The 21,336-nt window shown below is 71.7% G+C and carries 20 protein-coding genes and 1 pseudogene; 16 read left to right on the forward strand and 5 right to left on the reverse strand.

The window, feature by feature from the left end:
* Positions 1-11 precede the first annotated feature (11 nt).
* The 5 genes from lysS to AC6CH6_RS12210 all read left to right on the forward strand — a co-directional run bounded on the left by lysS (position 12) and on the right by AC6CH6_RS12210 (position 5,948).
* Entirely contained in the window at positions 12-1,535 is a 1,524-nt protein-coding gene (gene lysS / locus AC6CH6_RS12190; protein ID WP_498255322.1) for a lysine--tRNA ligase, read from the forward strand.
* 75 nt (positions 1,536-1,610) lie between these two features.
* The gene (locus tag AC6CH6_RS12195; protein ID WP_498255323.1) at positions 1,611-1,826 is read left to right on the forward strand and encodes a hypothetical protein; all 216 of its coding nucleotides are present in this window, start codon (positions 1,611-1,613) and stop codon (positions 1,824-1,826) included.
* Positions 1,827-2,087: 261 nt separating this feature from the next.
* Positions 2,088-2,420, forward strand: coding sequence for a histone-like nucleoid-structuring protein Lsr2 (locus AC6CH6_RS12200; protein ID WP_368796924.1), 333 nt, complete (start codon positions 2,088-2,090; stop codon positions 2,418-2,420).
* Positions 2,421-2,723: 303 nt separating this feature from the next.
* Complete coding sequence (locus AC6CH6_RS12205; RefSeq protein WP_498255324.1) at positions 2,724-5,288, forward strand: ATP-dependent Clp protease ATP-binding subunit; 2,565 nt, start codon at positions 2,724-2,726, stop codon at positions 5,286-5,288.
* 132 nt (positions 5,289-5,420) lie between these two features.
* The gene (locus AC6CH6_RS12210) at positions 5,421-5,948 is read left to right on the forward strand and encodes an amino-acid N-acetyltransferase (protein WP_498255325.1); all 528 of its coding nucleotides are present in this window, start codon (positions 5,421-5,423) and stop codon (positions 5,946-5,948) included.
* Here the strand turns inward: AC6CH6_RS12210 and AC6CH6_RS12215 are convergent.
* Positions 5,932-6,909 (reverse strand): iron-sulfur binding domain-containing protein, encoded by a 978-nt coding sequence (locus AC6CH6_RS12215; RefSeq protein ID WP_498255326.1) that lies wholly within the window; start codon positions 6,907-6,909, stop codon positions 5,932-5,934. The genes AC6CH6_RS12210 and AC6CH6_RS12215 overlap by 17 nt on opposite strands.
* Before the next feature lie 120 nt (positions 6,910-7,029).
* Between AC6CH6_RS12215 and AC6CH6_RS12220 the strand changes: the two genes are divergently transcribed.
* Positions 7,030-7,677, forward strand: coding sequence for a hypothetical protein (locus AC6CH6_RS12220; protein WP_498255327.1), 648 nt, complete (start codon positions 7,030-7,032; stop codon positions 7,675-7,677).
* Between the two features lie 16 nt (positions 7,678-7,693).
* Here AC6CH6_RS12220 and disA read toward each other — a convergent pair whose 3' ends face one another.
* From disA to AC6CH6_RS12235, 3 genes are read right to left on the reverse strand one after another with little or no spacing between them, the layout of a single operon-like run.
* Positions 7,694-8,770, reverse strand: a complete 1,077-nt coding sequence (gene disA / locus AC6CH6_RS12225) for a DNA integrity scanning diadenylate cyclase DisA (protein WP_133411176.1) — start codon at positions 8,768-8,770, stop codon at positions 7,694-7,696.
* A gap of 7 nt (positions 8,771-8,777) precedes the next feature.
* Positions 8,778-10,205 carry a DNA repair protein RadA gene (radA, locus tag AC6CH6_RS12230; RefSeq protein ID WP_498255328.1) on the reverse strand — a complete coding sequence of 476 codons (1,428 nt, stop codon included), beginning with the start codon at positions 10,203-10,205 and terminating at the stop codon, positions 8,778-8,780.
* A gap of 49 nt (positions 10,206-10,254) precedes the next feature.
* Positions 10,255-10,641: an ArsR/SmtB family transcription factor gene (locus AC6CH6_RS12235; RefSeq protein WP_133411175.1), complete on the reverse strand. Its 387-nt coding sequence runs from the start codon at positions 10,639-10,641 to the stop codon at positions 10,255-10,257.
* Positions 10,642-10,725: 84 nt separating this feature from the next.
* Here AC6CH6_RS12235 and arsB point away from each other — a divergent pair, with 84 nt between their 5' ends.
* The 6 genes and pseudogenes from arsB to AC6CH6_RS12265 all read left to right on the forward strand — a co-directional run bounded on the left by arsB (position 10,726) and on the right by AC6CH6_RS12265 (position 15,578).
* Entirely contained in the window at positions 10,726-11,814 is a 1,089-nt protein-coding gene (arsB, locus tag AC6CH6_RS12240; protein ID WP_498255329.1) for an ACR3 family arsenite efflux transporter, read from the forward strand.
* Between the two features lie 25 nt (positions 11,815-11,839).
* Positions 11,840-12,259: pseudogene (locus tag AC6CH6_RS12245) on the forward strand (arsenate-mycothiol transferase ArsC); the annotation flags it as partial.
* A gap of 24 nt (positions 12,260-12,283) precedes the next feature.
* Positions 12,284-12,670, forward strand: coding sequence for an arsenite efflux transporter metallochaperone ArsD (arsD, locus tag AC6CH6_RS12250; protein WP_498255390.1), 387 nt, complete (start codon positions 12,284-12,286; stop codon positions 12,668-12,670).
* Positions 12,671-12,713: 43 nt separating this feature from the next.
* Complete coding sequence (gene arsA / locus AC6CH6_RS12255) at positions 12,714-14,465, forward strand: arsenical pump-driving ATPase (protein WP_498255330.1); 1,752 nt, start codon at positions 12,714-12,716, stop codon at positions 14,463-14,465.
* 46 nt (positions 14,466-14,511) lie between these two features.
* Positions 14,512-14,952: an arsenate reductase ArsC gene (locus AC6CH6_RS12260; protein ID WP_498255331.1), complete on the forward strand. Its 441-nt coding sequence runs from the start codon at positions 14,512-14,514 to the stop codon at positions 14,950-14,952.
* On the forward strand, positions 14,949-15,578 hold the full coding sequence (locus AC6CH6_RS12265; RefSeq protein WP_133411170.1) for an arsenate-mycothiol transferase ArsC: 630 nt from the start codon (positions 14,949-14,951) through the stop codon (positions 15,576-15,578). The genes AC6CH6_RS12260 and AC6CH6_RS12265 overlap by 4 nt, the downstream gene beginning before the upstream one ends.
* Before the next feature lie 34 nt (positions 15,579-15,612).
* On the opposite strand, the gene AC6CH6_RS12270 is transcribed toward AC6CH6_RS12265, so the two are convergent.
* On the reverse strand, positions 15,613-16,761 hold the full coding sequence (locus tag AC6CH6_RS12270; RefSeq protein ID WP_133411169.1) for an FUSC family protein: 1,149 nt from the start codon (positions 16,759-16,761) through the stop codon (positions 15,613-15,615).
* A gap of 301 nt (positions 16,762-17,062) precedes the next feature.
* Here AC6CH6_RS12270 and pstS point away from each other — a divergent pair, with 301 nt between their 5' ends.
* The 4 genes from pstS to pstB all read left to right on the forward strand — a co-directional run bounded on the left by pstS (position 17,063) and on the right by pstB (position 21,279).
* Entirely contained in the window at positions 17,063-18,172 is a 1,110-nt protein-coding gene (gene pstS, locus AC6CH6_RS12275) for a phosphate ABC transporter substrate-binding protein PstS (protein ID WP_498255332.1), read from the forward strand.
* Between the two features lie 172 nt (positions 18,173-18,344).
* Positions 18,345-19,301: a phosphate ABC transporter permease subunit PstC gene (gene pstC / locus AC6CH6_RS12280; RefSeq protein WP_133411167.1), complete on the forward strand. Its 957-nt coding sequence runs from the start codon at positions 18,345-18,347 to the stop codon at positions 19,299-19,301.
* Entirely contained in the window at positions 19,301-20,434 is a 1,134-nt protein-coding gene (pstA, locus tag AC6CH6_RS12285; RefSeq protein ID WP_498255333.1) for a phosphate ABC transporter permease PstA, read from the forward strand. Before pstC ends, pstA begins: the two co-directional genes overlap by 1 nt.
* Before the next feature lie 65 nt (positions 20,435-20,499).
* On the forward strand, positions 20,500-21,279 hold the full coding sequence (pstB, locus tag AC6CH6_RS12290; RefSeq protein WP_133411165.1) for a phosphate ABC transporter ATP-binding protein PstB: 780 nt from the start codon (positions 20,500-20,502) through the stop codon (positions 21,277-21,279).
* The last annotated feature ends 57 nt before the right edge of the window (positions 21,280-21,336 follow it).

The raw sequence follows: 21,336 nt of genomic DNA on the forward strand, positions 1-21,336 counted from the left end.
CCTGGACAACTGTGACCAACGCGCAGAACACCTCCCCGACCGCCCAGGCAGAGGCCGAGCAGGCCGAGCTCTCGGACCAGATGCAGTTCCGCCTCGCCAAGCGCGCCCGGCTCCTCGAGTCGGGCCGGGAGGCCTACCCCGTGGGCGTGGAGCGCACGCACACCCTCGCCGAGGTGCGGGAGGCCCACGGCCACCTCGAGCCCGGCGAGGAGACCGGGCAGTTCGTCGGCGTGGCCGGGCGCGTGGTCTTCGTGCGCAACACCGGCAAGCTGTGCTTCGCCACCCTCCAGGAGGGGGACGGCACCCGCCTGCAGGTGATGCTCTCCCTGGCGAAGGTGGGGGAGGAGTCCCTGGGCGAGTGGAAGTCCCTCGTGGACCTCGGCGACTTCGTGGCCGTGCACGGCGAGGTGATCGCCTCCCGCCGCGGCGAGCTCTCGGTGATGGCCGACGCCTGGTCCATGGCGTCCAAGGCGCTCCGGCCCCTGCCCACGCTGCACAACGAGCTCAGCGAGGAGACCCGGGTGCGCCGGCGCTACCTCGACCTCATCGTCCGGCCCGAGGCCCGTGACGTCGTCGTGCAGCGGGCGCGGATCATCCAGACGGTGCGCAACGTCCTGGTGGAGCGCGGCTACGTGGAGATCGAGACGCCGATCCTGCAGCTCGTGCACGGCGGGGCCACGGCCCGGCCGTTCGAGACCCACCTCAACGCGTTCGACCAGGACATGACCCTGCGCATCGCCACGGAGCTCTACCTCAAGCGCGCCGTGGTCGGCGGGATCGAGCGGGTCTTCGAGATCGGGCGGGTCTTCCGCAACGAGGGCGTCGACTCCTCGCACAGCCCCGAGTTCACCACCCTGGAGGCCTACGAGGCCTACGCCGACCAGTTCACGATGGCCGAGCGGATCAAGGAGATCATCCTCGCGTGCGCCGACGCCCTGGGCGTCGACACCATCGAGACGGACAAGGGCACGATCGACCTGCGCGGGGAGTGGCGCTGGCTGTCCGTCTACCCCGCCCTCTCCGAGGCCGTGGGGCAGCGGATCACCCCGGAGACCCCCGTGGAGACCCTGCACCGGATCGCCGAGGAGCACGAGGTCCCCGTCGGCCCGATGTGGGACGCGGAGAAGTACGTGCTCGAGCTGTTCGGCGAGATCGTGGAGCCCACCCTGGTCCAGCCGACCTTCGTGTGCGACTACCCGCCCTCGGCGCAGCCGCTCGCCCGCCAGCACCGCTCCGAGCACGGCCTGATCGAGGCGTGGGACCTGATCATCGGGGGGATGGAGCGCGGCACGGCGTTCTCCGAGCTGATCGACCCCGTGGTCCAGCGCGAGCGGCTCACCGAGCAGTCCCACCGGGCCGCGGCCGGCGACGACGAGGCCATGCGGCTGGACGAGGACTTCCTGCGCGCCCTCGAGCACGGCGCCCCGCCCATGGGCGGGCTGGGCCTGGGCCTGGACCGGCTCATCATGCTCTTCACCGACCTGGGGATCCGGGAGACCATCCTGTTCCCCCTCATGAAGCCCGAGCAGGACTGAGCCCGGGTCGCGGCCGTGCCGCGGCCCCCCGCCGTCCCCAGCCTCCGCCCAGATCTCCCCGGGAGAATCGCACCCATGGAATACATCGCTGTCCTGCTGCCCTCGATCAGCATCGGCATCATCTTCTGGTTCATCCTCCGCTGGATCTTCCGCGGCGACCGCACGGAGCGCGCCGTCGAGTCCCGCTCGCAGGAGGACGCCGAGCGCTGGTACGAGGAGCTCAAGCAGCGCGACGGCGAAAACCTGCCGTTCGGCCCCTCCCCGCGCCGCGGCCGCCGGACGGAGCGCTGAGCTCCCGGCCCCTGCCGCACCGTCTTTCGGATGAATTCGAATTGGCGCCCTGTTTGTCCGCCTTTTCGTGCTGTTGAATTCCGCCCGGTAATTGTAGGATAAACTCGATGACGCCGGGTGTTCGGGTCCGTCGGAGTTCTGCGGAATTCACGATCAGGATCATCCGGTATCACACGGGGGAATCAGCACCGCCTCAGGAAGCGCCGCTCTCGGCGCGGCCGGGCAGAGACGAGCGCCGAAAGGCGGAGGAGAGTTCCAGTTATGGCACAGACCGTGCAGATCATTCTCGAGGACGACCTCGACGGCGGGCCCGCGGAGGAGACCGTGCGCTTCGGCCTCGACGGCGCGCAGTACGAGATCGATCTCTCCGAGGAGAACGCCGCCAAGCTGCGCGACGCCGTGCGGCCCTTCATCGCCAAGGCCCGGCGCGCCCAGCAGGGCAAGCAGACGCCCAAGCAGGCCCGGCCCACCGGGAAGTCCAACCCGGACACCGCCGCCATCCGGCAGTGGGCCCGCGAGAACGGCCACCCGGTCTCCGACCGCGGCCGTATTCACCAGGACGTGCAGAAGGCGTACTACGACGCCCACAAATAAGAGCGCGCGTTCCGCGTCCGGCGGAATAGAGGAGGGACCGGTCCGCCGGTCCCTCCTTTCCTATTCCTTGCGCCGGGTCCGGGTCCCTATCGGCCGCCGCGGGGCCCGGGCACAAAATGCCCCGGCATTCTTTTGATGACCTGCGCCTTTGCCGGTGCGGACGCGAACACCGGCATTTCCCCCGGGCTGTTCCGGGGACGGCCCGCGCCCCGGCCCCCCGGTCTTCTCGCCGGTGGCGAACAGCCCCCCGATCACCCCCTCGGGTGCGTAGCATCGGGTGCAGACATCGACTGAGGAGTATCCATGTTCGAACGCTTCACCGACCGCGCCCGCCGGGTCGTGGTGCTGGCCCAGGAAGAGGCCAGGATGCTCAACCACAACTACATCGGCACCGAGCACCTGCTGCTCGGGCTGATCCACGAGGGCGAGGGAGTGGCCGCCAAGGCGCTCGACTCGATGGGCATCACCCTCACCGGCGCCCGCGAGCAGGTCCAGGACATCATCGGACCGGGCCAGCAGGCCCCGTCCGGGCACATCCCCTTCACCCCCCGGGCCAAGAAGGTCCTCGAGCTCTCGTTGCGCGAGGCCCTCCAGCTCGGCCACAACTACATCGGCACCGAGCACATCCTGCTGGGCATCATCCGCGCGGGCGAGGGCGTGGCGGCGCAGGTGCTGACCAAGCTCGGCGCGGAGCCCCAGAAGGTGCGCTCCACCGTGCTGGAGCTGATCTCCGGCTACCAGGGCGGGGGCACCCCCGAGAAGGAGGGCGCCGGCGTGCGCTCGGCCGGCCAGTCCGAGGGTACGCCCGCGGGCTCGGCCGTGCTGGACCAGTTCGGCCGCAACCTCACCGCGGCGGCCCGCGAGGGCAAGCTGGACCCCGTCATCGGGCGGTTCAAGGAGATGGAGCGGGTCATGCAGATCCTCTCCCGGCGCACCAAGAACAACCCGGTGCTGATCGGTGAGCCGGGCGTCGGCAAGACCGCGGTGGTCGAGGGCCTGGCCCAGGCCATCGTGCGCGGCGATGTCCCGGAGACGCTGAAGGACAAGCACCTCTACACCCTGGACCTCGGGTCCCTGGTGGCGGGCTCCCGCTACCGCGGCGACTTCGAGGAGCGGCTCAAGAAGGTGCTCAAGGAGATCCGCACCCGCGGGGACATCATCCTGTTCATCGACGAGATCCACACCCTCGTGGGCGCCGGCGCGGCCGAGGGCGCGATCGACGCCGCCTCGATCCTCAAGCCGATGCTGGCCCGGGGCGAGCTGCAGACGATCGGCGCCACGACCCTCGACGAGTACCGCAAGCACATCGAGAAGGACGCGGCCCTCGAGCGCCGCTTCCAGCCGATCCAGGTGGACGAGCCCTCCGAGGCGCACGCCGTGGAGATCCTCAAGGGCCTGCGCGACAAGTACGAGGCGCACCACCGCGTCTCGATCTCGGACGACGCCCTCGAGGCCGCGGTGCACCTGGCCGCCCGGTACGTCTCCGACCGGTTCCTGCCGGACAAGGCGATCGACCTGATCGACGAGGCCGGTGCGCGCCTGCGCATCAAGCGGATGACCGCCCCGCCGGAGATCAAGGAGCTCGACGACCGCATCGTCGAGGTCAAGCGGCTCAAGGAGGCCGCGATCGACGGCCAGGACTACGAGAAGGCCGCCTCGCTGCGCGACACGGAGCAGAAGCTCATCGCCGAGCGGGACGACAAGGACCGTGCCTGGCGCGAGGGCGGCGACGAGCTCGCCGAGGTGACCCCCGAGGTCATCTCCGACGTCCTCTCCGCCTCCACCGGTGTGCCCGTCTACAAGCTCACCGAGGAGGAGACGGGACGTCTCCTGCACATGGAGGACGAGCTCCACAAGCGCATCATCGGCCAGGACGACGCCATCAAGGCGCTCTCCCGGTCGATGCGCCGCACCCGTGCGGGCCTGAAGGACCCCAAGCGCCCGGGCGGGTCGTTCATCTTCGCCGGGCCCACGGGCGTCGGCAAGACCGAGCTCGCGAAGGCGCTGGCGGAGTTCCTGTTCGGGGACGAGGACGCCCTCATCACCCTGGACATGTCCGAGTACCAGGAGAAGCACACCGTCTCCCGGCTCTTCGGCGCCCCTCCGGGCTACGTGGGCTACGAGGAGGGCGGCCAGCTCACCGAGAAGGTGCGCCGCAAGCCGTTCTCGGTGGTGCTCTTCGACGAGGTCGAGAAGGCGCACCAGGATCTGTTCAACTCGCTGCTGCAGATCCTCGAGGACGGTCGCCTGACCGACTCGCAGGGCCGCGTGGTGGACTTCAAGAACACCGTGATCATCATGACCACGAACCTGGGCACCAAGGACATCTCCCGTGCCGTCCCCGTCGGCTTCCAGACCGGCGTGGACCCCGCGTCCAACTACGAGCGCATGCAGGCCAAGGTGCAGGACGAGCTCAAGGAGCACTTCCGGCCCGAGTTCCTCAACCGCGTGGACGAGATCATCGTCTTCCCGCAGCTCACCGAGAACGAGATCGTGCAGATCGTGGACCTGTTCGTGGCCCGGCTGCAGGAGCGGCTGCGCGACCAGGGCATGTCGATCGAGCTCTCCGACGCCGCGAAGCGGTGGGTCAGCCGCAAGGGCTACGACCCGTCCATGGGCGCCCGCCCGCTGCGCCGCACCATGCAGCGGGAGATCGAGGACCAGCTGTCCGAGAAGATCCTCTTCGGGGAGATCAGCACCGGGGAGAAGATCTTCGTGGACACCGAGGGCGAGGGGGACGCGGAGAAGCTGACCTTCTCCTCCACCCCGATGTCCGACCTCACGGGCGACGGCATGGTCGACCCGATGGGCGGCCTCGAGGACGTCGACGTCGCCCGCGGCGACGGTGAGAACCGCACCGAGGGCTGAGTCCGCCCGGAACCCGCCGAGGGGCCCGTCGCGCATCCGCGCGGCGGGCCCCTCGGCGTCCGCCCAAGTGGGGACGGTCACGGAGGGCAACCTCGGCGGGGCCGCGGAGTTCGCAAGCGTACACTGGGGGCCGTGACCGACCTGCGCCTGCGACCCGCCCGCACCTCCGACGTCCCCGCCATCAAGGACCTCGTGGCCCCGCTGGCGCGCGCCGGAGTGCTGATCAACAAGGACACGGTCGCCTACTACGAGGGCATCCAGGAGTTCCTTGTGGTGGAGGCGGTCGGCGACGAGCAGGCCGGACTCGTCGGCTGCGGCGCCCTGCACGTGATGTGGGAGGACCTGGGCGAGGTCCGCACCCTGGCCACCTCCGACGAGTGGCGGGGCCGCGGGGTGGGACGCACCCTGCTGGCCGGGCTCATCGAGCGGGCCCGCGCCGTGGGGGTCTCGCGCGTGTTCTGCCTGACCTTCGAGGTCGACTTCTTCAGCCGGCACGGCTTCCAGGTCATGCCCAACCAAAACCAGGTGCACCCCGACGTGTTCGCCGAGCTGCTGCGCTCGCACGACGAGGGCGTCGCCGAGTACCTGGACCTCGCCCGGGTGAAGCCCAACACCCTCGGCAACACCCGGATGCTGCTCGAGCTCAGCCCGGAAGACTGACCCCGGCCGGTCCCGCGGCGGCCAGCCCGTCCCGCACCAGCCCGTCCAGGGCGCGCCGGCGCTGCTCCTCCGGGGCGCCCAGCCCGTGCAGGGCGTCCAGGGCCCGGAGGGCCTCCGGCGCCAGGCCCGCGCCCGTGGCGACGTCCACGGGCCCCGTGAGGGAGGGTGCCGGCACCGGCACGGACCCGGCCCGCAGCACGGCCATGATCGCCCCGCGGACCTGGCGGTCCGTGCCGTGCCAGGCCTGGCCGCGGGGCGCCTCGTCGGGCTCGGGCCGGCCCGCGGCGACCCACGCGCACGCGTCCCGCACCGGGCACTGCTCGCAGCGGGGGGAGCGGGCCGTGCAGACGAGGGCGCCGAGCTCCATCACGGCCTGGTTCCAGCGCACGGCCAGGGCGTCGTCGGCGGGCATCAGCTCCTCCGCGAGGCGCAGCTCCGCGGCGGTCAGCGACCGCGAGGGCAGGGCCCGCCCCGTGACCATCCGGGCGTGCACGCGGCGGATGTTCGTGTCCACCACGGTCTGCCGGTCGCCGAAGGCGAAGACCGCGATCGCGGCGGCCGTGTAGGCGCCCACCCCGGGCAGGGCCAGCAGCAGCTCGTGCGCGGACGGCACCCGGCCCCCGTGGTGCTCGGTGATCTCGACGGCGGCCGCGTGCAGCCGCAGGGCCCGCCGCGGATAGCCGAGCCGGCCCCAGGCGCGCACGGCCTCCCCGGCGCTCTCCGCCGCGAGGTCCGCGGGCCGCGGCCAGCGCTGCATCCACGCCCGCCACACGGGCAGCACGCGCACCACGGGCGTCTGCTGGAGCATGAACTCGCTGACCATGACCCCCCACGGGGAGCAGGACGGGTCCCGCCACGGCAGGTCCCGGGCGGCGGCGTCGAACCAGTCGGTCACGGCCCGGTGCAGGCCCGGCGGAGCGGGCTCCGCGGCGGCGGTCGGGGCAGTGTGCGGGGAGCTCATCGGAGTCCACTGTAGCCTGGGAGCATGGCGCAGAAGGGTTCCGGGAGCACCCCCCACGGACGGTCGGGGAACGGTCACGACGACGACGGACGAGCTCCCCGCGACCCCGGATCCCGGCGCTTGAGCCCCGAGGTGTACCGGCGCCGCCGGCTCGTGGCGGCCCTCGCGGCGGGCGTGCTGCTCGTCCTCGTGGCGGTGGGCCTGGTCTCCGCCGTCGCGGGCATGCTCGGCTCCGGGGAGACGGAGGACGTCCCGGCGCCGGACGCGGCCACCGCCTCTGCCGCCGCGGCCTCGGAGGAGCCCTTCGCGGACTTCACGCCGCGGCCGGACGAGAGCGCGTCGGCCTCCGGGTCCGCGTCCGCGTCCGCCACGGAGGGGCCGGTCGAGGAGTGCGGCCCCGACCTCGCCGTGCGGGCGTCGACGGACCGGGAGAGCTACCCGGAGGACGCCGAGCCGGTCCTCGAGCTGACCCTGGAGAACACCGGGGAGGACCCCTGCCGCGTCAACGCGGGCACGTCCCGGATGGTCTACGAGGTGACCTCGGGGGCGGACACCGTCTTCGACAGCAGGCACTGCCAGGCCGGCGCCGAGGACGCGGAGGTGACGGTCGAGCCCGGACAGGAGGAGGTCGCCCGGCTGACGTGGAACCGCCTGCGCACCGCCGAGGGCTGCGCGGAGGCGGGGGGCGAGGCCCAGGCCGGGTACTACCGTCTCGTGACGTCCCTCGGGGAGCGCACCGCGGAGCCCGTGCCGTTCGTCCTGGAGTGAGCGCGCCGCGCGCGGCTCACATGAAGCGTTCGAGCAGGCTGGTCTCGGCCATCCGGGAGAGCGACTCGCGCACCGTGCGGGCCCGCTGCTCGCCGATGCCCTCGACCGCCTTGAGGTCCTCCAGGTTGGCGGCCATCAGCGACTGCAGGCCGTCGAACTGGCGCACCAGCCGGTTGGCGACCGCCCGCGGCATCGACTTGATGCCCTCCAGCAGCCGGTAGCCGTGCGGGTGCAGGTCCGTCTCGAGGCTGCCCTGCGGCTCGACGAGACCCACCGACACCGCGATCCGCTGCAGGTCGATGAGCTCCGCGGGGGTGAGCTCGGCGAGCCGCCCCAGGCCCTCCTCGATGCCCTCCGCGGGGGTGCCGTCGGGCAGGTAGTCGCGCAGCACCACGTCCGGCCCCGGGCCGGTGCCCGCGGTGAGCTCCTCGAGCTGCAGCGCGATGAGCCGCCCGTCCACGCCGAGCTCGAGCACGTACCAGCCGATCTCGGAGGAGATCCGCCGGACCATCTCCATGCGCTGGAGGGTCAGGGCCACGTCCCGCACCGTCACGGACGCCTCGATCTCGAGCGAGGACAGGTTGCCGAGCACCTGCTCCATCCGGTGGCTGTAGTGCTCGAGGGTCTGCAGGGCCTGGTTGGCGCGGGCCATGATCGACTGGGAGCCCTCGATGGCGTACCGGGTCTCGCCCACGTAGATCGTGATGACGCTCATGGACTGGCTCACGGAGATCACCGGCACCCCGGTCTCCTTGGCGGTGCGCTCCGCGGAGCGGTGCCGGGTGCCGGACTCCGTGGTGCCGATCGAGGCGTCGGGGACGAGCTGCACCCCGGCCTTGAGGATGCGGGTGGCGTCCCGGTCGCAGATGATGGCGCCGTCCATCTTGGCCAGCTCCCGCAGCCTGGGCGCGGTGCAGTCGGTGTCGATGTCGAAGCCGCCGGAGCAGATGGCCTCGACGGAGCGGTCGAAGCCGAGCACGAGCAGCCCGCCCGTGCGCCCGCGCAGGATCCGCTCGAGACCGGTGCGCAGTTCGGTGCCGGGTGCGATGCGGGCCAGCGTCTTGCGCAGTGCGTTCTCAGGGGTCTTCGCCACGGTCACATCATACGGCCGCGGCGGTCTGCCGGTTCCGGGCGGGCGCGGCGGCGGACCGGGGGAAGAGCAGCTCCATGGCGTCGCTGATGGTGGTCACCTCCCGGACGGTGAACCCCGCCGGGACGGGGCTCGGGCCGGTGGGGCTCGCGGGCACGACCGCGTGGGTGAAGCCCAGCCGGGCGACCTCCTGGATGCGGCGCCCGATGCCCGGGACGGGCCGCACCTCGCCGGCCAGGCCCACCTCCCCGAAGCACACCAGGCGCTGCGGCAGGGGCCGGTCCTGCGCGGCCGAGGCCAGCGCCATGGCCACGGCGAGGTCGGTGGACGGCTCCGTGAGCTTCACCCCGCCGACCGTGGAGACGTAGCAGTCCAGCCCGGCCAGGTTCACGCCGGCCCGCCGCTGCAGCACGGCGAGCAGCATGGCGACCCGCTGGGAGTCCAGGCCGGCGGTGGCCCGCCGGGGCTGGGCGGTGGAGGAGCGGTCCAGCAGCGCCTGCACCTCGGCGAGCAGGGGCCGGCGGCCCTCCAGGGTCACCGTGAGGCACGTGCCGGAGACGGGCAGGGCCGTGCGGGAGACGAACAGGCCCGAGGGGTCCTCCACGCTCGTGATCCCGGTCTCGGTGAGGTCGAAGCAGCCGACCTCGTCCGTGGGGCCGTAGCGGTTCTTGACGGCCCGCAGCAGCCGGATCCGGGAGTGCTTCTCGCCCTCGAACTGGCACACGACGTCCACCAGGTGCTCGAGCAGCCGCGGCCCGGCGATGGAGCCGTCCTTGGTCACGTGCCCCACCAGCAGCGTGGTCATGTTCCGCTTCTTGGCCGCGGCGATCAGGGAGGCGGCGACCTCCCGGACCTGCGTCACCCCGCCCGCGGAGCCCTCGACCTCGGCGCTGGCCAGCGTCTGCACGGAGTCGACCACGAGCAGGCGGGGGGAGATCTTCTCGATGTGGCCCAGCGCCGTGGCCAGGTCCGTCTCGGCGGTGAGGTACAGGCTGGGCGCCACGGCGTCGATCCGGTCCGCGCGCAGCTTGACCTGCGCCGCGGACTCCTCGCCCGTGACGTAGAGGACGTCGCGGGTGCCCTCGCCCGCGCCCTCCGCGAAGCGGGCGGCGACGTCGAGCAGCAGGGTCGACTTCCCGACCCCGGGCTCGCCCGCCATCAGCACGACCGCGCCGGGGACCAGTCCGCCGCCGAGGACCCGGTCCAGCTCGGGCACCCCGGTGGGCGCGGAGGCCGCCACCGTGGCGTCCACCTGGGCGATGGGACGGGCGGGCTCGGCGATCGACCGGGCGGCCGTGGTGCGGGCCTTGTGCTCGCCGATCTCCTCGACCGTGCCCCACGCCTGGCACTCCCCGCAGCGGCCCACCCACTTGGCGGTGCTCCAGCCGCACTCGGTGCAGCGGTAGGCGGGGGAGTTGCGGCGGGTGCGGGTGCTCATGGCGTCCAGGCTAGCCGCCGCCTCGGACGGCCCAAGCGCCGCGGCCGGCTCAGCGCAGGTCGAGGAAGGCGCGCAGCTCCGCGAACGCCCCGGGCACCACGGAGTAGTGCGCCCACTTGCCCCGCTGCTCGCGGGTGAGCAGCCCGGCCTCGACGAGCTTCTTCATGTGGTGGCTGACCGTGGGCTGGCTGATGCCGAGGTCGTCCGTGAGGCTGCACACGCACACGGTGTCGCAGCCCTGGGCGGCCACGTGGGAGAGCAGGCGCAGCCGGGTGGGGTCGGCCAGGGCCTTGAGCAGGCCCGCCACGCGCCGGGCGTCGTCGTGGCCCATGGGCCCGCCCGAGAGCGAGCAGCACTCCGTGGCCGGTGCGCCGGGGGCGCACCGGCCGGCGGTCCCGGCGTCGGCCGTGCTGTCGAGGTCCGGAGCGAGAGTCATCCCCCCATCCTACATTGACGGCTGTCGATGTGACCCGTACTGTGCGGGATAGATGCCCGTCGATGTGAAGAGGTCCGCCCGCCCATGAGCACCACCACCGCCCCCGCCGCCCCGGGCGTGATGAAGGACCTGTCCTTCCTCGACCGCTGGCTGCCCGTCTGGATCCTCATCGCCATGGTCGTCGGCCTCCTGCTCGGCCGCTTCGTCCCGGGCCTGAACACCGCCCTGGAGGCCGTGCGGATCGGCGAGGTCTCTCTGCCGATCGCGATCGGGCTGCTGGTGATGATGTACCCGGTGCTGGCCAAGGTCCGCTACGACGAGACCCGCCGCATCGCCGCCGACCGGCGCCTGATGGGCGCGTCCCTGGCGCTGAACTGGATCGTGGGCCCGGCCCTGATGTTCGCCCTGGCCTGGATCTTCCTCCCCGATCTGCCGGAGTACCGGACCGGGCTGATCATCGTGGGCCTGGCCCGCTGCATCGCGATGGTCCTGATCTGGAACGACCTCGCCTGCGGCGACCGCGAGGCGGCCGCCGTGCTGGTGGCGATCAACTCCGTGTTCCAGGTGATCGCCTTCGGCGCCCTGGGCTGGTTCTACCTCCAGGTCCTGCCCGCCTGGCTGGGGCTGCCGACCACCAGCGCGGAGTTCTCCGTGTGGTCCATCGTCGTCTCGGTGCTGGTGTTCCTGGGCATCCCGCTGGTGGCCGGGTTCCTCACCCGCACCCTCGGCGAGAAGGCCAGGGGCAGGGAGTGGTACGAGGGCACGTTCCTGCCGAAGCTGGGGCCCTGGGCCCTGTACGGCCTGCTGTTCACCATCGTGCTGCTCTTCGCCCTGCAGGGCGAGGCCATCACCTCGAACCCCTGGGACGTGGCCCGGATCGCCCTGCCCCTGGTCGTCTACTTCTTCCTCATGTTCGGGGTGGCCCTGCTGGCCTCCCGGGCGCTGGGACTGAACTACGCGAAGTCCACCACCGTGGCGTTCACCGCCGCCGGCAACAACTTCGAGCTCGCCATCGCCGTGGCCATCGGCACCTTCGGGGTCACCTCCGGACAGGCCCTGGCCGGGGTGGTCGGCCCGCTCATCGAGGTCCCCGTCCTGGTCGGCCTCGTGTACGTGTCCCTGTGGGCCGGGCGCACGCTCTTCCCCGGTGATGCCACCGTCCCCACCCGCTGACCCTGTGATTTCCGAGGAGTATCCGATGAGCACCGAGACCGCGAAGCCCTCCGTCCTGTTCGTGTGCGCCAAGAACGGCGGCAAGTCCCAGATGGCCGCCGCCCTCATGGACCTCCACGCCGCAGGTGCCGTGGAGGTCCACTCCGCCGGCACCACGCCGGGCACCAAGATCAACGCCCTGTCCGCCGAGGTGGTCGCCGAGGTCGGTGCGGACATGTCCTCCGGGCACCCGAAGCCCATCGACCCCGAGCTGCTGCGCTCCGTCGACCGGGTTGTCGTGCTGGGCGACGAGGCGAGGGTCGAGCCGGTCGAGGGGATGACCGGCACGATCGAGACCTGGCACACCGACGAGCCGTCCGCCCGCGGCATCGAGGGCGCGGAGCGGATGCGCCTGGTCCGCGACGACATCGACGCCCGGGTCCGGCGGCTGCTGGACGAGCTGACGGCCGCCCCCGGGCCCCGGATCGAGGTGTTCGAACCGGCCCTGTGCTGCAGCACCGGCGTGTGCGGTCCCGACGTGGACCAGGCCCTGGTCGAGTTCACCGCGGACCTCGAGCACCTGCGCTCCCGCGGGGTGGACATCACCCGGCACAACCTCGCCAACGACCCCCAGGCGTTCGCCGGCACACCGGTGGTCAGCGACTTCCTGCGCGTGGCCGGCTCCGCCGGACTGCCCCTGGTGCTGGTGGACGGGGTCACCGTGGCCACCGGCGCCTACCCGGACCGGTCCCGCCTGGAGTCCCTGGCCGGTCTGAGCACCGCGGTCCCGGCGGCCGGACCGCGTCCGGACCTGGGGCTGAGCGCCGCGACCGCCCCGGACGACACCGGGTGCTGCGGCCCCACCGGCTGCTGCTGAGCCCGCGACGACCGGCCACGCCCTCCTGCGGAAAGCGAGCACCATGAACTTCCTCGACCACGCCCCACGGTTCCTGTTCTTCACGGGCAAGGGCGGCGTGGGCAAGACCTCGATCGCCTGCGCCGCCGCCGTGCACCTGGCCGCTGCGGGCCGGAGGGTGCTGCTGGTGAGCACGGACCCGGCCTCCAACGTGGGCCAGGTGTTCGGGGTGCGCATCGGCAACACGATCACCCCCGTTCCCGGGGTCCCCGGCCTGGAGGCGCTGGAGATCGACCCGGAGCAGGCCGCGGCGGCCTACCGGGAGAAGATCGTCGGCCCGGTCCGCGGGCTGCTGCCCGAGGCGGAGATCGTCTCGATCACCGAGCAGCTCTCCGGGTCGTGCACCACCGAGATCGCGTCCTTCAACGAGTTCACGGGGATCCTGGCCGACGGCACGATCGGCGAGCGCCACGACCACGTCCTGTTCGACACCGCCCCCACCGGCCACACCATCCGGCTCCTGCAGCTGCCCGGGGACTGGACCTCCTTCCTCGACGCCGGCAAGGGCGACGCCTCCTGCCTGGGCCCGCTCTCGGGGCTGGAGAAGCAGCGCAGCACGTACGCCGCCGCCGTGGCGGCCCTGGCCGACCCCGCCCGCACCCGGCTGGTGCTGGTGGCCCGCGCCCAGGAGTCCGGCCTGGCGGAGGTGGCCCGCACGCACGAGGAGCTCGCGCGGATCGGGATGACCGAGCAGCACCTCGTGCTCAACGGCCTGATGCCGGCCGGCGAGGACCCCCTCGTCGTCGCGGTGCGGGCCCGGGAGCAGGCCGCCCTCGCCGGGCTGCCCCCGGTCCTCGCCGGCCTGCCGCGGGACGAGGTGGCCCTGCGCCCGCAGAACATGGTGGGGCTGGACGCCCTGCGGTCCCTGCTCGACCACGACGCCCCGGAGCCGGCGCCGTCCGCCCCGCCCGCGGAGCTCGACCTGCCGGGGCTGGACCGCCTGGTGGACGAGCTCGCCGCCCAGGACCACGGGCTGGTGATGTGCATGGGCAAGGGCGGGGTCGGCAAGACCACTGTCGCCGCGGCCGTCGCCGTGGCCCTGGCCCACCGCGGTCACGACGTCCACCTGACCACCACCGATCCGGCGGCACACCTCTCCGAGACCCTGGCCGGGGAGGTCGAGCACCTCACCGTCTCGCGGATCGACCCCGAGCAGGCCGTCGCCGCCTACCGCGGCCGGGTCCTGGCGTCCAAGGGCAGGAACCTGGACGAGACCGGGCGGGCGCAGCTGGCCGAGGACCTGCTGTCCCCGTGCACCGAGGAGGTCGCGGTCTTCCACGAGTTCTCCCAGGCGGTCAACGAGTCCCGCCGCCGCTTCGTGGTCATGGACACCGCCCCCACCGGGCACACCCTCCTGCTGCTGGACGCCACCGGCTCCTACCACCGGGAGATCGCCCGCAGCATGGGCGAGGGGTTCTCCTACGCCACCCCGCTGATGCGGCTGCAGGACCCGGAGCTGACCAAGCTGGTGCTGGTCACCCTGGCGGAGACCACGCCCGTGCTGGAGGCGACCCGGCTGCAGGAGGACCTGGAGCGGGCCGACCTGCACCCCTGGGCGTGGGTGGTCAACCACTCCGTGGCCGCCGCCGCCCCCGGCTCCGCGTTCCTGCAGGAGCGGGCCCGCGCCGAGCTCGAGCAGATCCGCGCCGTACAGGACCGGTCCCCGCGGACCGCCGTGATCCCGCTGCTGGCCGAGGAGCCCGTGGGCGAGACCGCCCTGGCCCGGCTCGCCGGCCCCGCCCCGGTCCGGACCTGACGCACCCGACCCCCGTCCTCCCACCGACAGAACGGACACCCGCCCCATGAGCCCCGAGACCACCAAGCCCAGCGTCCTGTTCGTGTGCGTGCACAACGCCGGGCGCTCCCAGATGGCCGCCGCCTACCTCACCCACCTCTCCCGGGGGCGCATCGAGGTGCGCTCCGCCGGCTCCGCGCCGGCGGACTCCGTGAACACGGCCGCCGTGGCGGCGATGGCCGAGGAGGGCATCGACATGAGCGCCGAGATCCCCAAGGTCCTCACCGACGAGGCCGTGCAGGACTCCGACGTGGTCATCACCATGGGCTGCGGGGACGCGTGCCCGTTCTACCCCGGCAAGCGGTACGAGGACTGGGCGCTGGCGGACCCGGCGGGGAAGGGCGTGGAGGCCGTGCGCCCCATCCGGGACGAGATCAGGGCCCGGATCCAGCAGCTGATCGCGGATCTGCTGCCCGGCGAGAACACCCAGCAGGAGGGCCGGTCATGACCCAGCCCGCCGAGAACCTGGACACCCACGTCCTCCAGCGCACCGCCGTGCACCTGGCCGGGCGCTACGAGGGCATCTTCTCCCCGGAGACGGTCGAGCGCTACGTGTTCGAGTCCTACACGACGCTCTCGCGCACCGCGCGGCTCCGCACCCACCTGGCCACCCTGGCCGGGCACTTCGCCGACGACCGGCTCCGGGCCCTCGCCCAGTCCCAGGGCAGGATCGACTCCCCGGTCCCGCAGGTGCTGTTCGTGTGCGTGCACAACATCGGCCGCTCCCAGATCGCCGCGGCCCTGCTGGGGCACTACGCAGGGGACGGCGTGGAGGTCCGCTCGGCCGGCTCCCTGCCGGGCTCCGAGATCCACCCCCTCGTGGTGGCGGAGCTCGCGGAGCGCGGGATCGACCTGTCCGGGGCGTACCCCAAGCCGCTGACCGACGACGTGGTGCGGGCGGCCGACTACGTGATCACCATGGGCTGCGGGGACGCCTGCCCGGTGTACCCGGGCAAGCGGTACCTGGACTGGGGCATCGCCGACCCCTCCCGGGAGAGCCCGGAGGGGGTCCGGGAGATCGTCGACGCCGTCGACGCGCGCGTGCGGGCCCTCTGGGACCAGCTCCGTCCGTGACCGGTCTGCCCTGCGGGGGTGGCCGGGGCCGCGCTCAGGCGCGGTCCCAGCCCTCGAGCCGGGGGAGCTGGTCCCGTGCCTCGTCGTGCGTCATCCCGGCCGCCTCCAGCAGGTCCACGACCATCGGGCGCATGTCCAGCACCAAGGTCTCGCCCTCCATGGTGCGCACTCCCATCTGCCCGGGGTGCAGGCGCCCGGCCACGTTCGCCAGCTCGTTGCGGGCCTGGCGCAGGTAGCTCTCCCGGGAGCCGGGGGAGGCCACCGCGAGCGCGTTGCCCAGGGTGACGACGGCGTCCGCGAGGTCCTCGAGGGCGGCGCTCATGGCGGCCACGGCCTCGTCGGAGAGCGTCACGTGGTTGAGCACGGAGGCGAGGCGGCGGGCGAGCACCCGGGCGTTGCGCACGGCGAGGTCCAGGTAGCGGATGGAGTGGGCGATCCCCTCGATCTCCGCGCGGCGGCCGCGGTAGAGCGGCGAGGCCGTGGCGATCTCGAGGGCGGACTTCAGCCCGGACGTCACCGAGTCCACCAGCGGCTGGGTCTGCCGGGCACGCACGAGGGCGTGCCAGGCGGCGGTGGCGTCGTAGTCCTCCATGGCCCGGCTCGCCTCCCGGAGCACCCCGGAGAACTCGTCGACGAGCGCCCGCAGGCCCTGGCGCGGCTGGCTCCGCGGGTCCGTGGGCACGAAGTAGGCCATGGCGAGGGCGCACAGCCCGCCCACGACCGCGTCCGTGGACCGCGCGAAGACCCCGTCCTGGGACGGCGGCAGCAGGACCACGAGCACCGACTGCAGCCCCATCTGGGTGGTGAACAGCGTGCCGTTGTCCAGGAATCGGGCCAGCAGGATCGAGGTCATCAGGACCACGCCGGCCTGCCAGACGCCCGTGCCCAGGACGTGGATCAGCGTGTCCCCCACGGCGATGCCGAGGGTGCAGCCGATCGAGACCTCGAGGACCCGCCGGTAGCGCAGCCCGTCCTTCGCGAAGCCCAGGGCCACCAGGGCCGCGGTGGCCGCGAAGATGGGCCCGGAGTGGCCCAGCAGCTGCTCCGCGATCAGGTAGGCGCCGACGCTGGCGACCGTGATCTGGAAGCTCTGGAGCAGGCCCGTCCGGACCCGCGTCACACCGATCCGGGTGCGGCTGCGCACCGCGCGGGCCGCGGCTCGCGCACGGTTGCCTGGCTGCATGGGGCCATCCTAGGCGAGTAGCACGGGACCGCCGGCGCGGGGCCGGAGCCCTGCGCCGGCCCCGGAGCCGACCGAACGTGGTGTGAGATGTGCGACTCTGCCACGGAGACGCCGCCCGTGTTCACCCTCCGTTCACCTTCACACGTCAATCTGGCCACCTGCGCTCCCTAGCGTCTCTGGGTGAGAGGTCCGCGGTCGCACCGCAGATCCGCCTCTCGCACCGGCCCGGAACTCTTCCGGCGCCACATCGAACGACGGCCCCTTCGACGGGGCACCACCGTGATCTGAAGGGGCTATTCAAGTGAAGGTTTCCCACCTCGGCCGTTCCGCGGCTGTTCTGGCCATCGGCTCGCTCGCACTCACCGCGTGCGGTTCGGACAACGCCACGGGCGGGGGTGCCGGGTCGGAGGACACCTCCGGGTCGAGCCTGTCCGGAACCCTGACCGGCAGCGGGTCCTCGGCGCAGAACGCCGCCATGACGGCCTGGATCAACGGCTTCCAGGAGGCGAACCCGGACGTGACGGTGCAGTACTCCCCGGACGGCTCCGGCGCCGGCCGCGAGGCCTTCACCGCCGGGGGCACGGACTTCGCGGGCTCCGACGCCTACCTCGACGACGAGGAGTTCGAGGCGTCCAAGGAGGTCTGCGGTCCCGACGGCGGCTTCCACGTCCCGGCGTACATCTCGCCGATCGCCGTGGCCTTCAACCTCCCCGGCGTGGACACCCTCAACATGGACGGCGAGACCATCGCCCAGATCTTCACCGGCGAGATCACCGAGTGGAACGACCCCGCGCTTGCCGAGCTCAACCCCGAGGCCGAGCTGCCGGACACCCAGATCACCGTGGTGCACCGCAACGACGAGTCCGGCACCACCGAGAACTTCCAGGAGTACCTGGCCGCGGCCGCCCCCGAGGTGTGGACCGAGGAGGTCTCCGGCAACTGGCCGTCCCAGTGGGCCGCGGAGAACAACAAGGGCAACGCAGGCGTCGTGCAGTCGACGACCTCCACCGAGGGCGCCATCACCTACGCCGACGCCTCGGTCGTTGGGGACCTCGGCACCGCGGCCGTGCGCGTGGGCGAGGAGTTCGTGAACTACTCTCCGGAGGCCGCGTCTGCCGCTGTGGAGGCCTCCACCCCCATCGAGGGTCGTGCCGAGTACGACATGGCGATGGACCTCGCCCGGGACACCACCGAGTCCGGGTCCTACCCGGTCGTGCTCGTGTCCTACGAGATCTTCTGCCCGCAGTACGACTCCCAGGAGACCGCAGACCTGGTCAAGGCCTTCGGCGAGTACATGGTGAGCGAGGAGGGGCAGCAGGTCGCCGCCGACGCCGCCGGCTCGGCTCCCATGTCCGAGAGCCTGCGCACCCAGGCTCAGGAAGCTCTCGACCAGATCACGGTCGCCGGCTGATCTCGTTCTGCTGATCCCGTTCGGTGCGGGTGCGGGCCCCGTGCCCGAGCCCGCACCGAACGGGACCTTTCTGTGTGAGGCGTCCTCGCCGTGAGACGCATCACCGGATTCCGGCGCCGGGACCGATCCCGTCCGGCGCAGCTCGTTCCAGGCCATCGAAGGGGCGCACGACATGTCCACCACCGTCACCACCCAGGAGCCCACCGCGCTCGCCGAGGACCCAGCGGCCGACGGCCGAGCGGGAGACTCTATCTTCGCCGGGTTCAGCCTCGGCGCGGGCATCCTGATCCTCGCGTCGCTGGCGGCCGTGGCACTGTTCCTCTTCCTGGAGGCCCTGCCCACCTTCCAGGCGTCCGCCGAGGAGATCACCGGAGGGGCCGGCTTCTGGTCCTACATCTGGCCACTGGTCATCGGCACGGTGATCGCCGCGGTCATCGCCATCGTGATCGCCACCCCCATCGGCGTGCTGGTGGCCCTGTACATCTCCCACTACGCACCCGCGCGCATCGCGAAGCCGGTCGGCTACATCATCGACCTGCTGGCAGCCATCCCGTCCGTCATCTACGGAGCCTGGGGCACCACGGTCCTCGCGGCGTCGCTCGTGCCCTTCTACGCGTGGCTCACCACGAACCTCGGCTTCATCCCGATGTTCTCCGGCCCCGCCTCACAGACCGGCAAGACCATGCTCACGGTCGGCATCGTGCTGGCCATCATGATCCTGCCGATCATCACGGCGATGTCCCGGGAGATCTTCATCCAGACGCCCAAGCTGCACGAGGAGGCGGCCCTGGCCCTCGGCGCCACCCGGTGGGAGATGATCCGGATGACGGTGCTGCCCTTCGCCCGGCCCGGCATCATCTCCTCGGTGATGCTGGCCCTCGGCCGGGCCCTCGGCGAGACCATGGCCGTGGCGCTCGTGCTCTCGGGCGGTCCGCTGACGGCCTCGCTCGTGCAGTCCGGCAACCAGACCATCGCGGCCGAGATCGCGCTCAACTTCCCGGAGGCCTACGGGCTGCGGCTGTCCGAGCTCATCGCGGCCGGCCTGATCCTGTTCCTCATCACCCTGATCGTGAACATGATCGCCCGCGCCATCATCGCCCGCTACAAGGAATTCTCGGGAGCCAACTGATGTCGACCGCATCCCTCCGTCAGCCGACCTCGTCGCCGAGCCCCGCGAGCCGTCGACCCACCCTGACGCGCAACCAGAGACCGAAGTGGCTCGTTCCCGCGATCGCGGTCGCCGCCGTCGTGGTGGGAGCTGCTCTGGCCGCCCTGGTGGGCTTCTCCACGGGTCTGTGGGCGGTCTTCGCCGCCGTGGTCTTCCTGGTGGCCGCCCCGGTCGCCGTGACCGCTGTCGAGGGCGGGCGCAAGGGAGCCGACTCCCTGATGACCTACCTCGTCTACGCGGCGTTCGTCCTGGCGGTGATCCCGCTGATCTCCGTGATCTGGACGGTGCTCGCCAACGGTGTTCCGGGTCTGAACTCGAACCTGCTGCTCACCTCGATGAACGGCGTCACCGGTGCCACCGACAACGCGGCGGCGGCAGGTGAGGGCCCCGTGCTCGGCGGTGCCTACCACGCGATCGTGGGCACCGTGTCGATCACCTTCTGGGCCACGCTCATGTCGGTCCCCATCGGCCTGCTCACGGCCATCTACCTCGTGGAGTACTCGAAGGGCGGCTGGCTCGGGAAGTCGATCACGTTCTTCGTGGACGTCATGACGGGCATCCCCTCGATCGTGGCGGGCCTGTTCGCGGCGGCCCTCTTCGGTCTGCTCCTCGGTCCCTCCGCGCGCTTCGGCTTCGTGGCGGCGGTCGCGCTGACCGTGCTGATGATCCCCACGGTCGTGAAGAACACCGAGGAGATGCTGAAGATCGTCCCCAACGAGCTGCGCGAGGCGGCCTACGCCCTGGGCGTGCGCAAGTGGCGGACCATCCTCAAGGTGGTGATTCCCACGGCGATCTCCGGGATCGCCTCCGGCGTGACCCTGGCGATCGCCCGCGTGATCGGGGAGACCGCTCCGCTGCTCGTCACCGCCGGCTTCGCGACCGCCATCAACTGGAACTCGTTCTCCGGGTGGATGACCACGCTGCCCACGTTCATCTACTACCAGATCCTCACTCCCACCTCACCCACCAACCCGGATCCCTCGCAGCAGCGCGCGTGGGCGGCGGCGCTGATCCTCATCCTGATCGTGATGCTGCTCAACCTCCTCGCCCGGCTCGTCGCGCGGGCTTTCGCGCCCAAGACCGCCGGCCGCTGACGCGCCGCCCTCCTCCCACCGGACCTCCCGCACGCATCTCCGCGAGAAAGAAGCAAGGAACACACATGTCCAAGCGAATTGACGTCGAGAACCTCAATGTCTACTACGGCGACTTCCTGGCCGTCGACGACGTCAGCATGGGGATCGACGCCCGGTCGGTGACCGCGTTCATCGGCCCGTCCGGCTGCGGCAAGTCGACCCTCCTGCGCACCCTCAACCGGATGCACGAGGTGATCCCCGGTGCCCGGGCCGAGGGCAAGGTCCTCCTGGACGGCGAGAACCTCTACGGTCCCGGCGTGGACCCCGTCCTGGTGCGCTCCATGATCGGGATGGTCTTCCAGCGGCCCAACCCGTTCCCCACCATGTCCATCCGCGACAACGTGCTCGCAGGCGTGAAGCTCAACAGCAAGCGGATCTCCCGCTCCGACGCCGACGACCTCACGGAGGGCTCGCTCCGAGGGGCGAACCTCTGGAACGAGGTCAAGGACCGCCTCGACAAGCCCGGTTCCGGTCTGTCCGGCGGCCAGCAGCAGCGTCTGTGCATCGCCCGGGCGATCGCCGTGAAGCCCGAGGTCATCCTCATGGACGAGCCCTGCTCCGCCCTGGACCCGATCTCCACGTTGGCGATCGAGGACCTGATCAGCGAGCTCAAGGAGGAGTACACCGTGGTCATCGTGACCCACAACATGCAGCAGGCCTCGCGCGTGTCGGACCGGACCGCCTTCTTCAACATCGCCGGCACCGGCAAGCCGGGCAAGCTCATCGAGTACGGCCCCACGACCGAGATCTTCAGCAACCCCACGGAGAAGCAGACGGAGGACTACGTCTCCGGCCGCTTCGGCTGAGCCGTCCCGGCACCGACGACGACGGGCGCCGGTCACCTCCGCGGGGGGCGACCGGTG

It is taken from the genome of Kocuria sp. GQ42 (assembly GCF_059758435.1).